Raw genomic sequence first — 17,215 nt, 5'->3', positions numbered from 1 at the left:
GCCGCCGCACCGGACGGGGTCAGATCCGCTCTGCCGGGTCGTTGAAGGCCGCGGCCCAGTCGCCGCCGGGGATGAGCTGAAGCGGCTCGACCTCGTCGATATAGATATAGACCCACGCCTCGACCGGGCCGGCCTCCGTCTGCACATGGCGGCGTTCGCGCGTGTATTCGGGCGGGTTGTCGCAGCCGACGCCCTCGTATTCGTCGAGCACGGCCATCAGGCCGGGCGTCGCCAACTCCCAAAGCTCGCCGGTCACGCGGCCCGCGCCCCCTTCGATGAGGGCGGGATACCAGCCGACGGAATAGAGCGCGCCGGGCACCGTCCCCATCGACAGAAACCGCGCCCCGTCGCGAAAGGCGATGGTCGCCTCGTTGTTGATGAAGCCCCGGCGCAAGGTGCCATAGACAAAGACGCGGTCGCCGACAAAGGGATCGGCGGGGACATGCAGCCGGGGGATCGGGTCGGTCGGGATCAGCGCCATTTCGCGAGCGGCGGCAGGCTCATCAGCACGGCATCGGGGTCGTGCCCGGTCTCGAGCCCGAACTTGGTGCCACGGTCATAGACCAGGTTGTATTCGGCATAGAGCCCGCGATGGACGAGCTGCGCATCGCGCTCGGCCTCGGTAAAGGGCTGCGAGCGGCGCCGTTCGACCAGCGGCACGAAGGCCGGCAGGAACGCCCGGCCGATATCGCGGGTCAGGGCGAAATCGGCATCCCAGTCGCCCGTGCAGTGATCGTCCATGAAGATCCCGCCGACCCCGCGCGCCCGGCCGCGATGGGGGATAAAGAAATACTCGTCCGCCCATTCCTTGAGCCGCGGATAGATCTCCGGCCCGTGCGGATCGAGATATTCCTGTTGCGTGGCGTGAAAATGCGCCGTGTCCTCGGCATATTCGAGGCAGGGGTTCAGGTCGGACCCGCCGCCGAACCACCAGGCCTGCGGCGTCCAGAACATCCGCGTGTTCATGTGGACGGCCGGCACATGGGGGTTGCGCATATGGGCGACGAGGCTGATCCCGCTGGCCCAGAAGCGCGGATCCTCGGCCATGCCGGGCAGCCCCTTGCGCGCGGCCATCGCCGCCTGCGCCCGCGCCCCGAGCGTGCCGTGCACCGTCGAGACGTTCACGCCCACCTTTTCGAAAACGCGCCCGCCCCGCATCACGCTCATCAGGCCACCGCCCGCATCCGACCCGTCGTCGGACCGGCGGACGGTCGGCGAAACCTCGAACCGGCCCGGCGCCTCGTCGGCAAAGGGGCCGTCCGCATGGCTGTCCTCGAGCGCCTCGAACGCCTCGACGATGCTGTCGCGCAGGGTTCTGAACCAGGCCGCGGCCTCGTCCTTGCGGGGGGCGATATCGTCGGCGTCGGGCATGGGCTGGGTCGCGTCTGTCGTCATGGCATCAAGGCCTAGCAGCGCGCCGCGCGGTTGGAAAGCGCGCGCGTCAATGCGCCGAGGCCTCGCAGACATCGAGCAGCGTGCGCCCTCCATCGACGGTAAGGATCTGCCCGGTGGTGAACCCCGAGGCATCGGCGGCAAGGTATTGCACCGTCTGCGCGACCTCGGCCGCGCTGGCGATGCGTTGCAGCGGGGTATTGCCGATGATCTCGTCGCGCAGGTCCGACTGATCGCGGATCGCCCCCTTGAGCGACGCGCTCATCACCGAGCCGAAGGCGACCGCGTTCACCCTGATGCGGTGCGGCGCCAGCGCCACCGCCAGCGACCGCGTCGCCTGGTCCAGAGCCGCCGAAGAGATCGACCACGCCATCAGATCGGCCTGCGTCCGCTGGGCGGCGATCGAGCTGAGGTTGATGATCGAGCCGCGCGGCCCGTCGTCGCGGTCGTCCTCCTCGGCCTGCCGGATCATGCGGCGGGCGACCGTCTGGCTCAGCCGCAGCGCGTTCAGCATGTTCTGGCGCAAGAGGTTCTCGACCGCGCCATCGTCGGGATCGAGCGGGTCCGACACCTCCATCTGCCGCGAGGCGTTCACGAGGATGTCGATCCGGTCAAAGGCGTCGATCGTCGCCGAGACGAGGTTGGCGACCGTCAGCTTTTCGCGCAGATCGCCCGCGAAATAGCGCGCCGTCCCGCCGTCATCGTCCATTTCGCCGATCTCGTCGACCAGCCGCGCCTCGTCGATATCGGCCAGCATCACGTTGGCGCCGCGGTCGATGAAATGCCGCGCGACCGCAAGGCCGACGCCGTTTGCCGCACCCGTCACGATGGCGGTGCGTCCCTGTATGGAAAAGCTCATGGGGGTTCCTTTTCTAGCGCGCGCGACGGGGTCGCGTGGCGCGGAACAGCTTGAAGGAGGGGCTGTCGCCGCGTTCCTCGACCTGCGCGAAGGCCGCACCGAGGGCCTGTTCATAGGGCAGATGACGGTTGGCGACCAGCCAGAGCGTGCCGCGCGGGGCCAGCATGGCCCCCGCCGCCGCGATGAAGGCCCGGCCGAGCCCCGGATCGCCCTGCCGTCCGCGGTGAAAAGGCGGGTTCGTCACGACATGATCGATGCGCCCCTCGGGTTGCCAGCGCGTCGCATCGGCCCAGTGGAACGCGGCGCGGGGGTCGGTGACGTTGACCCGCGCGCAATCGAGCGAGCCGCGATCCGCCTCGACAAGGTCGCAGCCGGTCACGTCCGGCCCGGCCTCCAGCACCCGCCGCGCGAGGTATCCCCACCCCGCCCCGAGATCGACCGCCCGCCCCGCGAGCGGCGGCAGGCTGTCGGCCAGCAGCCGCGAGGCCGGATCGACCCCGTCGGCCGAAAAGCTCGTGGCGGCGGTCAGCCAGCCCTCGGGGCCGGGCCGCGGCTCGGTCACGGGCCAGAGCGCCAGGTCGGGGCGAAAGGCGAATATCTTGCCATGCGCCTTGGAGATCACGGCCCCCACCTCGCCCTTGCCACGGCATTCCTTGAGCAGCGCGTCGATGCCGTCGGTCTTCTGACCGTCGATGAGCAGGTCGGGACAGGCCCGCGCGGCCCGCGCGATCCGGTCGCGCGCCGCGGCCCGTTCGCGCGGGACAAAGACGACGGCCGTGGCCGCCGGGCCGTCGATCCCCTCGCGCATCTCGACAGCGCGGGCGGCGAGGTCGTCATGGTCGGGCTGGCGGTCCTGCCATGCGGCGACGGGGCCGGGCAGATCGGACAGGTCGAGATCGGCGGGCGGGCCGATCAGAAGCACGGGTGCGGCAATCAGCCCTTCGTCGAGGGCGAGCGTCAGGCGGGGGCTGGGCATGATCGGGGCGATACCGCCCTATTCCTTTTCCATCGTGCATTGCAGCGGATGCTGGTGGCGCCGCGCGAGGTCCATCACCTGCGTCACCTTGGTCTCGGCCACCTCGAACGAAAAGACCCCGACCACGGCCAGCCCCTTCTTGTGTACGGTCAGCATGAGCTCGAACGCCTGCGCGTGATTGAGCCCGAAGAACCGTTCGAGGACATGGACCACGAACTCCATCGGGGTGTAATCGTCGTTCAGGATCATGACCTTGTAGAGCGGCGGGCGCTTGGTCACGGGTTTGGTGTCGAGAACGACGCCGCTTTCGCCGTCGTCATCGCCGGGCTTGCTGGACAGGATCGTATCGCGCTCGAACACGTCTGGCCTTTCGATCGGACTGGAAGGATAGCGAGACACCAATATAAGGGTCCGCGGCGGCGAGGGAAGGGCAGTATGACGCGGATCACGGCGGTGGGCTTCGATGCCGACGACACGCTCTGGCACAACGAACGGTTCTACCGCGAGACCGAGGCCCGGTTCGCCGATCTGCTGCGCCCCCATTGCGATCCCGACACGCTGCTCGAACGGCTGCTCGCGGCCGAGCGGCGCAACCTCGGGCATTACGGATTCGGCATCAAGGGCTTCATGCTGTCGATGATCGAGACCGCCGCAGACGTCACCGGCGGCGACGTGCCCGCCCCGGTCCTCAAGGGCATCCTCGAGGCGGGGCACGAGATGCTGGCCCACCCGGTCGAGCTTCTGCCCGATGCCGAGGCCGCGATAAACGCGCTGGCCGGGCGCTATACGCTCTTGCTGGTGACAAAGGGCGACCTTCTGGACCAGGAGCGCAAGGTCGCGGCCTCGGGGCTGGGCGATGCCTTCGACGGGATCGAGATCGTCTCGGACAAGAGCCCCGCGGTCTATGCCCGCGTCTTTGCCGGCCATGGCGGTGCGGCATCGGGTGTCATGGCGGGCAATTCGATGAAATCCGATGTGCTGCCGATGATCGCCGCGGGCGGGCACGGGGTGTTCGTGCCGCACGACCTCGGCTGGGTGCTGGAGCATGCCGAGCCGCCCGAGGGCGATCCGCGCTATCATCACATCGACACGCTGGCCGGGCTTCCGCCGCTGGTCGCCACCCTGGATTAAGGTCTTTTTAAGGCAGCCTCGCCTATCTGGGGGCATGTCGCACCGTACCCCCCATATCTGCAGCCCGCTTTCACGCCGCCGCGGAAGTGGCTTTTTTAATACCTTTTTTTCGCCATCATCCCGTGCTAGCCCTTTCGGGCGATGCCCGACCGATCACTCAAGAATCGGCGGGAGAGGCAGAAAAAGGCAGTGATGTAACCGTGCTCCATGCAAGCGCAGTCCGCGGCCGAATTGCGGCCGTCGTCATAACCCTGATCCTCGCCTTCGCGGGCCCGGCTCTGGCCGCGCCCTATGCGGCGATGGTGATCGACGCACGTTCGGGCGAGGTGCTGCATGCCAGCAACGCCGATACCCGGCTCCACCCCGCATCGCTGACCAAGATGATGACGCTCTACGTCGCGTTCGAGGCGGTCAAGCGCGGCGAGATCAGCATGGACACCGTCGTCACCGTATCCAACCACGCGGCGTCCGAGCCGCCCTCGAAACTGGGGCTGAGGCCGGGCCAGCGGATCGCGCTGCGATACCTCGTGCGCGCGGCGGCGGTGAAATCGGCCAATGACGCGGCCACCGCCATCGGCGAGGCGATATCGGGCTCCGAAGAGGCGTTCGCCGCCCGCATGACGCGCACCGCGCTCGCGCTCGGGATGACGCGGACGACCTTCAAGAACGCCCACGGCCTGACCGAATCGGGCCATCTGAGCACGGCGCGCGACATGACGACGATGGGGCGGCGCCTCTGGACCGATTTTCCCGAATACTACAACCTGTTCTCGCGCCACAGCACCGATGCCGGAGTGCGCACGGTCCAGAATACGAACCGCCGGTTCCTCTCGGCCTATCGCGGGGCCGACGGGATCAAGACGGGGTTTACCAATGCCGCCGGGTTCAACCTCGTGGCTTCGGCCGATCGCAATGGCGAGCGGATCATCGCGACCGTGTTCGGCGGCCGCTCCACCGCCAGCCGCAACGCCAAGGTGGCCGAGCTGCTCGACCTGGGATTCGCCCGTGCGCCCGCACAGGTGGCGCTGGTCAAGCCCGCCGCCCCCGTCATCCACGGCGCGCCCAAATCGGCGCAGGTGCTCGTCGCGAAATCGCCGCGCCCGGCCCCGCGCCCCGTGCCGCAGGCGCCCGTCATGGTGGCCGAGGTCGCGCCCGGCGGCGTCGATGTCTCTCGCCTCGCGCAGGGCGCGGTGGCCGTCGCGCCGGTTCCGCCCGGCCGTCCCGCCACGGTCGAGGGGCAGGAAATCGTGACCCGCATCTCAAGCTCGGGCGGGCGGCATTGGGGGATCAATCTCGGCCGCTTCGCCTCGCGCTACCAGGCCGAGGAAATCCTGCTCAAGACCGCGCTAATCGAGATCTCGACGCTCGACCAGGCGCTGCGCAAGGTCGTTCAGGGCCCCAGCGGGTGGGAGGCGAATTTCGTCGGCATGACCCAGGACCGCGCCGCGCTGGCCTGTCGCCGCCTGTCGGCGCGCGACCTGCCCTGCTCGACGCTGGGGCCGGGCTGAGCCTCAGGCCGGCACCCAGGCGCCCCCTTCGCAGCTGAACCGCGCCTCGGCGCAGGGCGCGAAAACCAGTTCGTCGCTCGCTGCCCAGGTCTCGATCGCCACGGCGCGGCGGTCCCCCTCGACCACGTTGAAGGTGTTGCGCTCGCCGCGTAGCCGATCCGACAATCCCGTTCCCGCCTGCACGAACAGCAGCGACGGCGCCGCCCGGAACGGCGCCGCGATCGTGCTGTGCAGATGGCCCGACAGCACGATATCGGCCCCGCAGCCCCCCAGCCTGTCCAGCGCGACGGCCGAGCCGCGCATCAGCCGCTTGTCGACCTCGGGCCCGTGTTCCAGCGGATGGTGCAGCACCACGATCCGCAACCGCTCGCCCGCATCGGCAAAGGCGTGGCAGACCTCGCGCACGGTGCGCCCCGAGATGCGCCCCCGCTGCCACGAGAACCGGTTGACCGTGTTCACCCCCGTGACCTTGACGCGGTTGTCGCTCCAGTCGGGTTCCAGATCGGGGTCGATGGCCTTGCGATAGCGCGAGAACGGCCGCAGGAACCGTACCCAGAGATTGTCGAGCGGCGTGTCGTGATTGCCCGGCACCGCCAGAACGGGCGCCTCGATCCGGGCCTTGAACCGCGCGGCCTCGGCGAACTGGTGATGCCGCGCGCGCTGGGTGAAATCGCCCGAGATCGCGACCAGATCGGGCGAGAGCCCGTTCACCGCTGCCAGGAGCGGCGTGGAGAGTTCGGGGCGGTCGCGCCCGAAATGCAGGTCCGACAGGTGAACGATCCGCGCCATCAGGTCGCGTGCCCGGTGGGGTTGCGCGGCAGCAGGATAGTCAGCCGGTCCTGCGACATGTGAAACCGGAACGGCCCCGCATCGCGCGATTTCTCGCCATCGAATGCCAGCAGCGCGCGCGTCGTCGCGGTCTCGACCGACAGCTCGTCGGTCGTCAGCAGCTCGTAATCCCTCCCCCGCAGGGGCTTGCGCAGGGCAAGGCGGGCAGCCATGCGAAACAGCTCGAGCCGCGTATCGGCGCGCGCGATGATGAAGGCGAAACGATCCGCGTCGATGGCATCGGCCCCCGCGATGCCGAAAAGCTCGAGCTGATAGGCCGACCGCCCCGCAAAAAGCAGCGCCGTGCGGACCTGCCGCGTCATGCCGTCATGGCGCAGCGTCAGCTTCATTGGCTTGCGATAGCGCAGGAAGGTCTTGCCGACCGACCAATAGGCCATGGTCCGGAACCGGCCCCAGCGCGAATAGACCGTCTCGCGCTCTTTCAGGATCGCGGGATAGATCCCGAGGCTGGCATTGTTGAGGAACGGCCGGCCATTGACCATGCCCACGCGGATCTCGTGCGGATCGGCATCGACGATCTGGCGCGCCGCCCGGTCGGGATCCTCGGACAGCCCGAGGCCGCGCGCGAAAAAGTTGAACGTGCCAAGCGGCAGCACCCCCAGCGGCACGCCCCGCCCCAGCATGGCACCGGCCACCGCCATGACGGTGCCGTCGCCGCCCGCGGCCACGACGCGCTCGGCGCCCTGCGCCAATGCGCGGTCGATGACGGCGCCCATGTCGCTCCCCGGCTCCCAGTCGAGGCGGAACACGTCGGGCCCGAGCCCCGCCATGCAGCGGTCGATGGCCTCGGCATCGCGGCTGTTCTGGCCCGACGAGCGATTGGCGATGAGGGCGATGCGATAGGCCATGTCAAACCGTGTTCCAGCAGAATGGCCTGTCAACGCGGCCCCCCGCCCCAAGGTCCGTTACTTGAGCTGGCTGTCCTTGGACCCGCGCCGGTTGATGCCCCCGCGGGGGGCGGCACGGGTGTCGCGCTCGGCCTGGCAGTCGCGGCAGAGCTTCACGCCGGGCACGGCCGCGCGCCGCGCCTGCGGGATCGGCTCGTCGCATTCCGCGCAATGGGTGGCGCTTTCGCCCGTGGGCACGCGCCGCGCCTTGAGCCGCGCCATCTCGTCGGCGATCGACGCCTCGATCTGCTCGGCCACCGCCCCGTCTCTCGACCAACCGCCTGCCATGATGCTCTCGACCTCCGGCCCGTTTTCCTCCTGTTAAATATCCTCGGGGGGCTCCGGTTCAACCGGAGCGGGGGCGGAACGCCCCCTCCGCCCGCGGGATCAGGCGGCGTCGGTGGCCTTCACCTCGAAGGCGGCGGCCATCAGCGCGCGGGTGTAGTCGGTGCGCGGCGCGTCGAAGATCTCGTCGACCGGGCCAGCCTCGACCACGTCGCCGCGCCGCATCACCATGACCTTGTGGCTCAGCGCGCGCACGACCTTGAGATCGTGGCTGATGAACAGGTAAGCGAGGCGGTACTTGCGCTGCAATTCGCGCAGCAGCTCGACGATCTGCACCTGCACCGTCATGTCGAGCGCGGAGGTCGGTTCGTCGAGCACGACCAGCCTGGGCCTCAGGATCATGGCGCGCGCGATGGCGATGCGCTGCCGCTGCCCGCCCGAGAACTCGTGCGGATAACGGTGCATCGTCGCCGGGTCGAGCCCGACCTCGGCCATGATGTCGGCGACCATCGCGCGCCGGTCCCGCCCTTTCGACGTGCCGTGCACGCCGAGCCCTTCTGCGATGATCTCCTCGATGGTCATGCGCGGGCTCAGCGATCCGAACGGATCCTGGAACACGATCTGCATGTCGGCGCGCAGCGGGCGCATGGCCCGGCCGCGCAGCGATTGTATGTCGCGCCCCTGAAAGACGATCGTGCCCTCGGACGGGATCAGCCGCATGATCGCCAGCGCCAGCGTCGTCTTGCCCGACCCCGATTCCCCGACGATGCCAACGGTTTCTCCCGCACGCACCGACAACGTCGCCGCGTTGACCGCGCGGATGTGATCGACCGTGCGCCGCATCAGCCCCCGCTGCACGGGAAACCAGATGCGCAGGTCGCGCGTCTCGGCGATCGTCTCGGCATCCGCGGGCACCTCGGTCGGGCGCCCGATGCTTTCGGCGGCCAGCAGCATCTGCGTGTAGGGATGCGCCGGATCGGTAAAGATGCGTTCGGTCGGGCCCTGCTCGACGATCTCGCCGTTCTTCATCACGCAGACCCGGTCGGCGATCTTGCGCACGATGGTCAGGTCATGGGTGATGAACAGCATCGACAGCCCCTCGGACCGTTTCAGCCCCGCCAGCAGCTCGAGGATCTGCGCCTGGATCGTGACGTCGAGCGCGGTGGTCGGTTCGTCGGCGATCAGAAGGTCTGGCTTGTTTGCCAGCGCCATGGCGATCATCACGCGCTGACGCTGACCGCCCGAAAGCTGGTGGGGATAGTCCTTGAGGCGACCCGCGGGGTTCTGGATGCCGACCTGGTCGAGCAGCTCGACGATCCGCGCCTCGGCCGCCTTGCCCGCGATCCCCTGGTGCAGCGCAAGCGATTCCGAAAGCTGCCTTTCGATCGTGTGCAGCGGGTTGAGCGAGGTCATCGGCTCCTGGAAGATGAAGCTGATATCGTTGCCCCGCACGCGGCGCAGCAGCCGCTCCGACGCGCCGATCATCTCCTGGCCTGCATAGCGGACCGAGCCCTGAACCTCGGCCGATCCGCCCAGCAGGTCGACGGTCGAGAGCGCCGTGACCGATTTGCCCGACCCGGATTCGCCCACCAGCGCGACCGTCTCGCCGCGATGGACGGTAAAGCTCACCCCGCGCACGGCGACGGTTTCCGCACCGTCCTGTCGGAACCGGACGCCGAGGTTCTCGACCTCGAGCACGGGCGCGGTGGCGGTGTCAGAGGGCGCGCTGCTCATTGGAAGGTCTTTCGCGGATCGAAGGCGTCGCGGATGCCCTCGAAGATGAAGACCAGCAGCGACAGCATGATGGCAAAGGTGAAAAAGGCGGTGAAGCCCAGCCACGGCGCCTGGAGGTTCTGCTTGGCCTGGAGCGTCAGCTCGCCGAGGCTCGGCGCCGACGATGGCAGTCCGAAGCCCAGGAAATCGAGCGTCGCCAGCGTGGTGATCGTCCCGGTGATGATGAAGGGCAGCATCGTGACCGTCGCCACCATGGCATTGGGCAGCATGTGGCGGAACATGATCTTCCAGTTCGAGACGCCCAGCGCCCGCGCCGCGCGCACGTATTCGAAATTGCGCGCCCTCAGGAACTCGGCCCGGACCACGCCCACCAGCGCCGGCCAGCCGAACAGGACGGTGACAAAGACCAGCAGCCAGAAACTTCGCCCCAGGATCGCGAAGAGGATGATGATGACGTAAAGCGAGGGCGTGGAGACCCAGATCTCGATCACGCGCTGGAATAATAGATCGGTCCACCCGCCAAAGAATCCTTGCACCGCGCCCGCCACGATCCCGATGAGCGAGGTCAGCACCGTCACGACAAGCGTGAACAGGATCGACAGCCGGAACCCGTAGATGACCCGCGCGGCCACGTCGCGCGCGGTGTCGTCGGTACCCAGGATATGCGCGGAATCGGGGGCCGAGGGGGCGGCGCCGTCGATATCGTTGATCGTGTTGTAGCTGTAGGGGATCGGCGGCCAGAGGATCCAGCCGGGCTCGGCGCCCTGGGCCACGGCGCCCTCGGCGATCAGATCCTCGGGGGTGTCGAAACAATCCTCGAGCCCGCCGGTGCGGATCAGGCACTTGACCTCGATATCGGCATAGACGGCCTCGGTGCGGAAATCGCCGCCGAACGCCGTTTCGGGATAGAAGCTGAAGATCGGCGTGTAGAACGCCCCGTCATAGCGCACGAGGATCGGTTTGTCGTTGGCGATGAACTCGGCGAACAGCGACAGGGTGAAGATGATCGCAAAGACGATCAGCGACCAGAAGGCCCGCCGGTTGCGCCGGAAATTGCGCCAGCGCCGTTGATTGAGCGGCGACAAGAACGGCCGCCGCCGCGCCGGGACCACGGGGGGCGGCGCAAGCTGGCCGCCCGCGCCGGGATGGGGCGGCGGCGTGACGATACCGGGCTCGGTCGGCTCGGCGGGATCGGGTTTCGCGTCCGGGTGCGCCATGGATCAGCCCTCCCGGCTTTCGAAATCGATGCGGGGATCGACCAGCACATACATCAGGTCCGACAGGATCCCCACCACCAGCCCGATCAGCCCGAAGAAGAACAGCGTCCCGAAGATCACCGGGTAATCGCGCGCCACCGCCGCCTCGAATCCTAAACGGCCGAGCCCGTCGAGCGAAAAGATCGTCTCGATGATGAGCGACCCGCCGAAGAACACCCCGATGAAGACCGACGGGAATCCCGCGATGACGATCAGCATGGCGTTGCGAAAGACATGGCCGTACAGAACCCGGCTTTCCTTGAGGCCCTTGGCCCGCGCGGTCATGACGTATTGTTTCTTGATCTCGTCGAGAAAGCTGTTCTTGGTCAGCAGCGTCAGCGTCGCGAAGGCCGAGATGGTCGAGGCGATCACCGGCAGCGCGATATGCCAGAAATAATCCGCGATCTTGCCCAGCAGGCTGAGCTGGTCCCAATTGTCCGAGGTCAGGCCGCGCAGCGGGAAGATCTGGAAATAGGACCCCCCCGCGAACAGCACCAGCAGCAGGATCGCAAAGAGGAAACCGGGGATGGCATAGGCCACGATGATCAGCGCGCTGGTCCACGTGTCGAACCGCGACCCGTCATGCATCGCCTTGCGGATGCCCAGCGGGATCGAGACGATATAGGCGATCAGGGTAGACCACAGCCCCAGCGAGATCGAGACCGGCAGCTTTTCGATCACCAGGTCGATCACCCCGATGGAGCGGAAATAGCTCTCGCCGAAATCGAGCCGCAGGTAGTTCCACATCATCGACACGAACCGTTCGAGCGGCGGCTTGTCGAACCCGAACTCGGCCTCGAGCTCGGCGATGAACTCGGGCGGCAGGCCCCGCGCGCCGACATAGCCCGTGGTGTCGCCATCGAGATTGCCCGCATCGCCGCCGCCGCCCGCGATGCCCTGGAACACGTCGCCGCCACCCTCGAGCTGGGCGATGACCTGCTCGATCGGGCCGCCCGGCACGAATTGCGTCAGGACGAAATTGACCACCATGATCCCGAACAGCGTCGGAATGATGAGCAGCAGACGGCGGAGGACATAGGCGCCCATGGGTTCAGAGCGCCCCCGACGCCCTCAGGGCTTCGGCCTTCTCGGCGTCGATCCACCAGAAATCCTGCTCGCCCAGCGCATAGGGCGGCATGTTCTCGGGGTGCTCGTACATGTCGTAATAGGCCACCCAATAGGCCGCGTTGTAATAGACCGGGACCATGAAATAGGCGGCGCGCAGGATGCGGTCGATGGCCCGCACCGCGGCCTGCATCTCCTCGAGCGTTTGCGCGACCTGGAGCCGCTCGATCAGCGCGTCGACCGCCGGGTCGCAGAAACCGGCCGGGTTGAACACGTCGTCGCGGTCGTCGCAGCCGTATCGCTGGGCGATGCCGTTCGCCTCTTCGAGGCCGTTGGTATAGCTGTCGAACACCATGTCGAAATCGTGGTTGCGCACCCGGTCGGTATATTGCGAGTCGTCGACGCGGTTGTACCGGGCATCCACGCCCAGCCGCTTGAGGTTGTCGATATAGGGCAGGATGATGCGGTCGAGCGCGGGGTTGCTCTCGAGGAACTCGACGCTCAGCACCTCGCCATCCTTGCGGCGCAGCCCGTCATCGCCGGTGATCCAGCCCGCCTCTTCGAGCAGGGCCGAGGCGCGGCGCAGATCGCCCCGGTCGAGCTGGCGCGCACCGCCATCCGAGGCGGTGAACACCTCTTCGGTCAGGATCGACGGCTCGATCAGCTCGGCCACCTGGTTGAGGTAGTCCAGCTCGAGCCCCTCGGGGACGCCTTTCGCCTCGAGGTCGGTGTTCTGCCAGAAGGATTGCCGCCGCTCGAACAGGCCGTATTGCAGCGTCTCGTTCGTCCATTCGAAATTGTACATCAGCCCCAGCGCCCTGCGCACCCGCACGTCCTGGAACTTGTCCTTGCGCAGGTTGAACACGAAGCCCGAGGCCACCGGCAGCGACCCGTCGGGCAGCGTCTCGGTGACGACGGTGCCGTCCTCGACCGCCGGGAAATCGTATTGCGTGGCCCAGGTCAGGCTGCTCGCCTCCTGCCGGAAGGTGTAGGCGCCCGCCTTGAACGCCTCGAGCGCGGCCGAGGTGTCGGCGAAATATTCCTGACGGATCGTGTCGTAATTCCAGCGCCCGACATTGATCGGCAGATCGGCGCCCCAGTAATCCGGCACGCGCTCGGCCACGATGCGGGTGGGGGCCACCACTTCGGCGATGCGATAGGGCCCGGTGCCCGGCGGCTGCGTCAGCCGGCTTTCGTCGAGCTTGGCGCCATTTTCCTCGAACCACTTCTTCTGGAACACGATCTGCGCGCCGGCCTGGCTGATAAGCCCCTTGCGCGGCACATCGGGGTTGAAGTTGAACCGGATGCGATGCGGCCCCAGCACGTCGACCGAGGGGATCATCCGCTTGACCGCGATACGATACGACGGAAACCCCTCTTCCATGAAGAGCTCGTAGGTAAAGGCGACATCCTCGGCGGTCATCGGGGTGCCGTCGGAAAAGGTGATATCCTCGCGCAAGTTGAAGATGACCCAATCCTGCGTCTCGGGATATTCGAGTGTTTCGCACAGCAGGCAGTAGGACGCGTAAGGATCGTCGGCGGTGTTCGTCATGATCCGCTCGTAGGGCAGGACCGACAGTGCGGGCGAGCGTCCGCGCCGCGAATAGGGGTTCATGCTGTCGAAGGTGCCGCGCCCCCAGGTCGAGAACTCACCGCCCTTGGGGGCGTCGGGGTTCACGTAATCCAGATGCTCGAAGCCCGGCTCGTACTTGATCGCGCCAAGGTTGGAAAACGCCTGCGCGGTGATGATCTCGCCCCCGGCGGTCGCATCGTCCTGAGCCAGCGCCGTGGTGGCGATGACCGCCAGCACCGACCCCGCCATGAGGATGCTGCGCCAGTCGTACGAATGGGCGGCCTTGGCGCGGGGTCTGGGCGTCATGGATGTCTCCGGCATTGGATGGGCGGCAAGTCGCGCAAGGCTAAGGGCGTCCCGGTGCGGCGTTCAAGTTGAAATCCCGTGACAGCGCGTGAACACCCGCGCCCGGATGCCGCGGGGCGGGCCCTGAAACGCAAGATGCCGGCCCCTTCGGGGACCGGCATCGCGGGTGGTGGCGGTGCGGGGGCGGCTCAGCCGTCCGTCGCGTCGAGATAGGCGATCAGGTTCGCGCGATCCTCGGGGTCGGGCAGGCCGTTGAAGCTCATCGAGGTGCCGGGCGCGGTGCCGCGGGGATCCTTGAGGAAGTCATAGAGCGCCGTGGCATCCCAGACCTCGAAATGCTCGGACAGCGCGCCGGAATAGGCGGCGTAACCCTCGGCGGCGCCGACCTCGCGCCCGACCACGCCATAGAGATAGGGGCCGACCGCGTTGGCGCCTTGCTCGAGCTGGTGGCAGGCGCGGCACTTGCCGAACACCCGCTCGCCCGCGCCGACATCGGCCGAGGCCAGCAGTTCCTCGACCGGCGGATCGCCCGCCTCGACCTCGGGCTCGGCATCGCCTTCGCCCTCGGGAAGCTCGACGGAATAGGCCTGTTCGACATCGCCGTGTCCGCCGCCGACGTGATATATTTCTTCGGCGGCCCATACCCCGAGAAGGAACACCAGGAACGAGCCGCAGAAACCTGCGACGATCTTGGTCAGTGTCATCGTGTCGAACATGTCGCTTTGGGCCCCGTGTCGCTGAACGCGCTCCTCTTGCCCCTTCCGCCCGCAAATCGCAAGCGATATGGGACGCGACCAAATGACGGGCGGCGGGTCGGATGACGGGGCGGGACGAATGAGCGGACGGATCGCGTTCCAGGGCGAGCTTGGCGCCTATTCCCACGAGGCCTGCCGCGAGGCCCGGCCCGACCTCTCTCCGCTGCCCTGCAAGACCTTCGAGGACGCGTTCGAGGCCGTCCGCTCGGGCGAGGCGGACCTTGCCATGATCGCGGTCGAGAACTCGACATACGGGCGGGTCGCCGACGTCCATTCGCTGCTGCCGCATTCGGGGCTGCACATCGTGGCCGAGGCGTTCGTGCGGGTGCATATCAACGTCATGGGCGTGCCCGGCGCGACGCTGGCCGATCTCAGGCGGGTGCGCGGCATGTCGATCCTGCTCGGCCAGTGCCGCGATTTCCTCGCTGCGCACGGGCTCGAGCGGCTGGCCTGGTCCGACAATGCCGCCGGCGCGGCCGAGGTGGCGCGGCTGGGCGACCCCGCCGAGGGCGCGCTGGCGTCGGAACTCGCCGCCGAGATACACGGGCTCGACGTGCTGGCGCGCCGGATCGAGGACCAGGACACGAACACGACGCGGTTCCTGGTGATGGCCCCGCAGGCCGACCTGTCGCGGCGCGGCGATCACGGCATGGTCACCTCCTTCGTGTTCCGCGTGCGCAACATCCCCGCCGCGCTTTACAAGGCGCTCGGGGGGTTCGCGACCAACGGCATCAACATGACCAAGCTCGAGAGCTACATGGTCGGCGGGTCGTTTTCCGCGACGCAGTTCTATGCCGATGTCGAGGGGCATCCCGACGATCCGGGGCTCGCGCTCGCCCTCGACGAGCTGGGCTATTTCACCGACATGCTCGAGATCCTCGGCGTCTATCCCGCCGATCCGCGCCGCCACTAGCGCGGCTCAGCCGCGCGGGTGGGCTTTCTCGTAGACCGCCATCAGTCGCGCCGTGTCGACACCCGTATAAGCCTGGGTGGTGGACAGCGAGGCGTGGCCCAGAAGCTCCTGGATCGCGCGCAGATCGCCGCCGGCCGCCAGCAGATGCGTGGCAAAGGAATGGCGCAGCGCGTGCGGCGTCGCCGTGGCCGGCAGGCCGAGCTGCGCGCGGGCAAGCTCCATCGCGCGCGACACCATCCGCGGGTTCAGCGGCCCGCCCCGCACCCCGCGAAACAGCGCCGTCCCCCGAACGAGCGGATGGGGGCAGAGCCGCGCATAGGTCTCGACCGCCTGCGCGGCGACCGGCAGCACCGGCACGACCCGCTCTTTCCCGCCCTTGCCCAGAATCCGCAACCGCGCGCCCAGCGGACGGACCCCCGCATCCAGCCCCAGCGCCTCGGAAATCCGCAGCCCGCAGCCCCAGAGCAGCGTCAGCACCGCGGCATCGCGCGCCGCGACCCACGGCTCGGCCGCGTTGGCGTCCACCGCGTCGATCAGGTCGCGCGCGGCGTCCTCGGCCACGGGGCGCGGCAGGCGGCGCAGGTATTTCGGGCTGCGCGCGCTGAGGATGGCGGTCGCGTCGAATCCGTCGCGTTCGGCGCGGTGCCGCGCAAAGGCGCGCACCGAGGACAGGGCGCGCGCCAGCGACCGCGCCGACAGGCCCCGCGCGCGGGCATGCGCCATGTAGGCGCGCATGTCGCGCACCCCGATCCGCGCCAGCAGCGCGGTGCCGGACTCTTCGCCCAGATGCTCCTGCTGGAACCGCAGGAACGCCGTGACATCCGCGCGATAGGCATCGAGCGTCGAGGCCGGGGCGCCGCGCACGCCGCGCAGATGGTCGAGCCAATCCTCCAGCGCGCGCCCGAGCCCCGGCGAGATCACCGCAGGAAACGGCGCAGGCTGCGCTCGATCACGCCGGCGAAGAAGCTCAGCAGGTCGGTGCCCTGCCCCGGCCCGAACTGATGCGGATCCTCGGCGCCGAGAATCAGCATTCCCGGCAGGCGCCCGCGCCCGAGATCGAGTGTCAGGCACGCCTCGGACCGGATCGCGGGGGCCTGCGCGCCGTGGACCTCGGGATCGCCGCCGCCGATCTGGCGCAGCGTCACGCGGCGCGGCGCGCCATAGGCGCCCGGCTCGGCGTAAAGGGCGCAATAGCCCTGTTCGGCCAACCCCAGCACATCGCCCAGCGCGCCCAGTTCGGCCCCGCCGCGATCACCCCCCGATTCGAGCAGCAGCCGCACCGACGAGACGCGCAGCGTATCCGCGACCGGGCCGCGCAGCGCCTCGAGAAAGCCGTCGAACCGCTGGGGCTCGAGCAGCGACAGGATTGCCCGGTGGATCATGTTCGTGCCGGCGAGATTCTCGTAGGCCGCCGCGACGACGTGGCGATGCGTGTCCTCGAGCCGGTCGAGCCGGGCCTCGAGCCGGGCCATGGCGACCGAGCGCAGGTCCACGACATTGTCGTTGGCCGCCCCGTCCGAAGCCGAGATCAGCGCGCGCATGACCTCGGGATCGTCGAGAAGGGCCTGCGGATCGGACAGGATCTCCTTGCGGAGCGCGGGGTCCGTCAGGGTATTTGTGCTCATGTGCCTCGGGTGGTCTTGTTGTTGTTGGCCCCGACCCTAGCAGGGCCGCCGGGCGGTGTCGCCCGCCTCCGACCATGTCACGTCCGAGCGATGCGGCGCTG

At 68.1% G+C, this 17,215-nt stretch carries 18 protein-coding genes; 3 read left to right on the top strand and 15 right to left on the bottom strand.

Annotated elements, in window-relative coordinates; all coding sequences use genetic code 11:
- Positions 1-19: 19 nt before the first annotated feature.
- The 5 genes from E2L08_RS14225 to clpS are packed head-to-tail and all read right to left on the bottom strand — an operon-like array spanning position 20 to position 3,569.
- Positions 20-481, bottom strand: a complete 462-nt coding sequence (locus E2L08_RS14225) for a gamma-glutamylcyclotransferase family protein (protein ID WP_133397757.1) — start codon at positions 479-481, stop codon at positions 20-22.
- Complete coding sequence (gene hemF / locus E2L08_RS14220) at positions 472-1,395, bottom strand: oxygen-dependent coproporphyrinogen oxidase (protein WP_370450691.1); 924 nt, start codon at positions 1,393-1,395, stop codon at positions 472-474. The genes E2L08_RS14225 and hemF overlap by 10 nt, the downstream gene beginning before the upstream one ends.
- 46 nt (positions 1,396-1,441) lie before the next feature.
- Positions 1,442-2,251, bottom strand: a complete 810-nt coding sequence (locus E2L08_RS14215) for an SDR family NAD(P)-dependent oxidoreductase (RefSeq protein WP_133397756.1) — start codon at positions 2,249-2,251, stop codon at positions 1,442-1,444.
- A 13-nt stretch (positions 2,252-2,264) separates the two neighbouring features.
- Complete coding sequence (locus E2L08_RS14210) at positions 2,265-3,227, bottom strand: class I SAM-dependent methyltransferase (RefSeq protein WP_133397755.1); 963 nt, start codon at positions 3,225-3,227, stop codon at positions 2,265-2,267.
- A gap of 18 nt (positions 3,228-3,245) precedes the next feature.
- Positions 3,246-3,569: an ATP-dependent Clp protease adapter ClpS gene (clpS, locus tag E2L08_RS14205; RefSeq protein ID WP_133397783.1), complete on the bottom strand. Its 324-nt coding sequence runs from the start codon at positions 3,567-3,569 to the stop codon at positions 3,246-3,248.
- Between the two features lie 93 nt (positions 3,570-3,662).
- Here clpS and E2L08_RS14200 point away from each other — a divergent pair, with 93 nt between their 5' ends.
- On the top strand, positions 3,663-4,358 hold the full coding sequence (locus E2L08_RS14200; protein ID WP_133397754.1) for an HAD family hydrolase: 696 nt from the start codon (positions 3,663-3,665) through the stop codon (positions 4,356-4,358).
- Between the two features lie 200 nt (positions 4,359-4,558).
- Positions 4,559-5,866, top strand: a complete 1,308-nt coding sequence (locus tag E2L08_RS14195; RefSeq protein ID WP_370450690.1) for a D-alanyl-D-alanine carboxypeptidase family protein — start codon at positions 4,559-4,561, stop codon at positions 5,864-5,866.
- Between the two features lie 3 nt (positions 5,867-5,869).
- Here the strand turns inward: E2L08_RS14195 and E2L08_RS14190 are convergent, their stop codons facing one another.
- The 8 genes from E2L08_RS14190 to E2L08_RS14155 form a co-directional block, all read right to left on the bottom strand.
- Positions 5,870-6,655, bottom strand: coding sequence for a metallophosphoesterase family protein (locus tag E2L08_RS14190; RefSeq protein ID WP_133397753.1), 786 nt, complete (start codon positions 6,653-6,655; stop codon positions 5,870-5,872).
- A complete protein-coding gene (locus tag E2L08_RS14185) occupies positions 6,655-7,563 on the bottom strand; it encodes a diacylglycerol/lipid kinase family protein (RefSeq protein WP_133397752.1) in 909 nt (302 codons plus the stop codon). The genes E2L08_RS14190 and E2L08_RS14185 overlap by 1 nt, the downstream gene beginning before the upstream one ends.
- A 57-nt stretch (positions 7,564-7,620) precedes the next feature.
- Positions 7,621-7,890 (bottom strand): DksA/TraR family C4-type zinc finger protein, encoded by a 270-nt coding sequence (locus E2L08_RS14180; RefSeq protein ID WP_133397751.1) that lies wholly within the window; start codon positions 7,888-7,890, stop codon positions 7,621-7,623.
- Between the two features lie 99 nt (positions 7,891-7,989).
- Positions 7,990-9,621 (bottom strand): ABC transporter ATP-binding protein, encoded by a 1,632-nt coding sequence (locus E2L08_RS14175; RefSeq protein WP_133397750.1) that lies wholly within the window; start codon positions 9,619-9,621, stop codon positions 7,990-7,992.
- Entirely contained in the window at positions 9,618-10,838 is a 1,221-nt protein-coding gene (locus tag E2L08_RS14170; protein WP_133397749.1) for an ABC transporter permease, read from the bottom strand. The genes E2L08_RS14175 and E2L08_RS14170 overlap by 4 nt, the downstream gene beginning before the upstream one ends.
- A gap of 3 nt (positions 10,839-10,841) precedes the next feature.
- The gene (locus E2L08_RS14165; protein WP_133397748.1) at positions 10,842-11,924 is read right to left on the bottom strand and encodes a microcin C ABC transporter permease YejB; all 1,083 of its coding nucleotides are present in this window, start codon (positions 11,922-11,924) and stop codon (positions 10,842-10,844) included.
- A 4-nt stretch (positions 11,925-11,928) separates the two neighbouring features.
- Positions 11,929-13,821, bottom strand: coding sequence for an extracellular solute-binding protein (locus E2L08_RS14160; RefSeq protein WP_240758246.1), 1,893 nt, complete (start codon positions 13,819-13,821; stop codon positions 11,929-11,931).
- A gap of 188 nt (positions 13,822-14,009) precedes the next feature.
- The gene (locus E2L08_RS14155) at positions 14,010-14,537 is read right to left on the bottom strand and encodes a c-type cytochrome (protein ID WP_133397747.1); all 528 of its coding nucleotides are present in this window, start codon (positions 14,535-14,537) and stop codon (positions 14,010-14,012) included.
- Positions 14,538-14,655: 118 nt separating this feature from the next.
- Between E2L08_RS14155 and E2L08_RS14150 the strand changes: the two genes are divergently transcribed.
- Positions 14,656-15,489 (top strand): prephenate dehydratase, encoded by an 834-nt coding sequence (locus tag E2L08_RS14150; RefSeq protein ID WP_133397746.1) that lies wholly within the window; start codon positions 14,656-14,658, stop codon positions 15,487-15,489.
- Between the two features lie 6 nt (positions 15,490-15,495).
- On the opposite strand, the gene E2L08_RS14145 is transcribed toward E2L08_RS14150, so the two are convergent.
- Complete coding sequence (locus E2L08_RS14145; protein WP_133397745.1) at positions 15,496-16,410, bottom strand: tyrosine recombinase XerC; 915 nt, start codon at positions 16,408-16,410, stop codon at positions 15,496-15,498.
- On the bottom strand, positions 16,407-17,114 hold the full coding sequence (locus E2L08_RS14140; RefSeq protein WP_133397744.1) for a DUF484 family protein: 708 nt from the start codon (positions 17,112-17,114) through the stop codon (positions 16,407-16,409). Before E2L08_RS14140 ends, E2L08_RS14145 begins: the two co-directional genes overlap by 4 nt.
- Positions 17,115-17,215 lie beyond the last annotated feature (101 nt).

Source organism: Palleronia sediminis, assembly GCF_004358695.1.
GTDB classification, from domain to species: domain Bacteria; phylum Pseudomonadota; class Alphaproteobacteria; order Rhodobacterales; family Rhodobacteraceae; genus Palleronia; species Palleronia sediminis.
The sequence above is the reverse complement of the archived record's forward strand: the minus strand, read 5'-3'. Positions and strand labels throughout refer to the sequence as shown.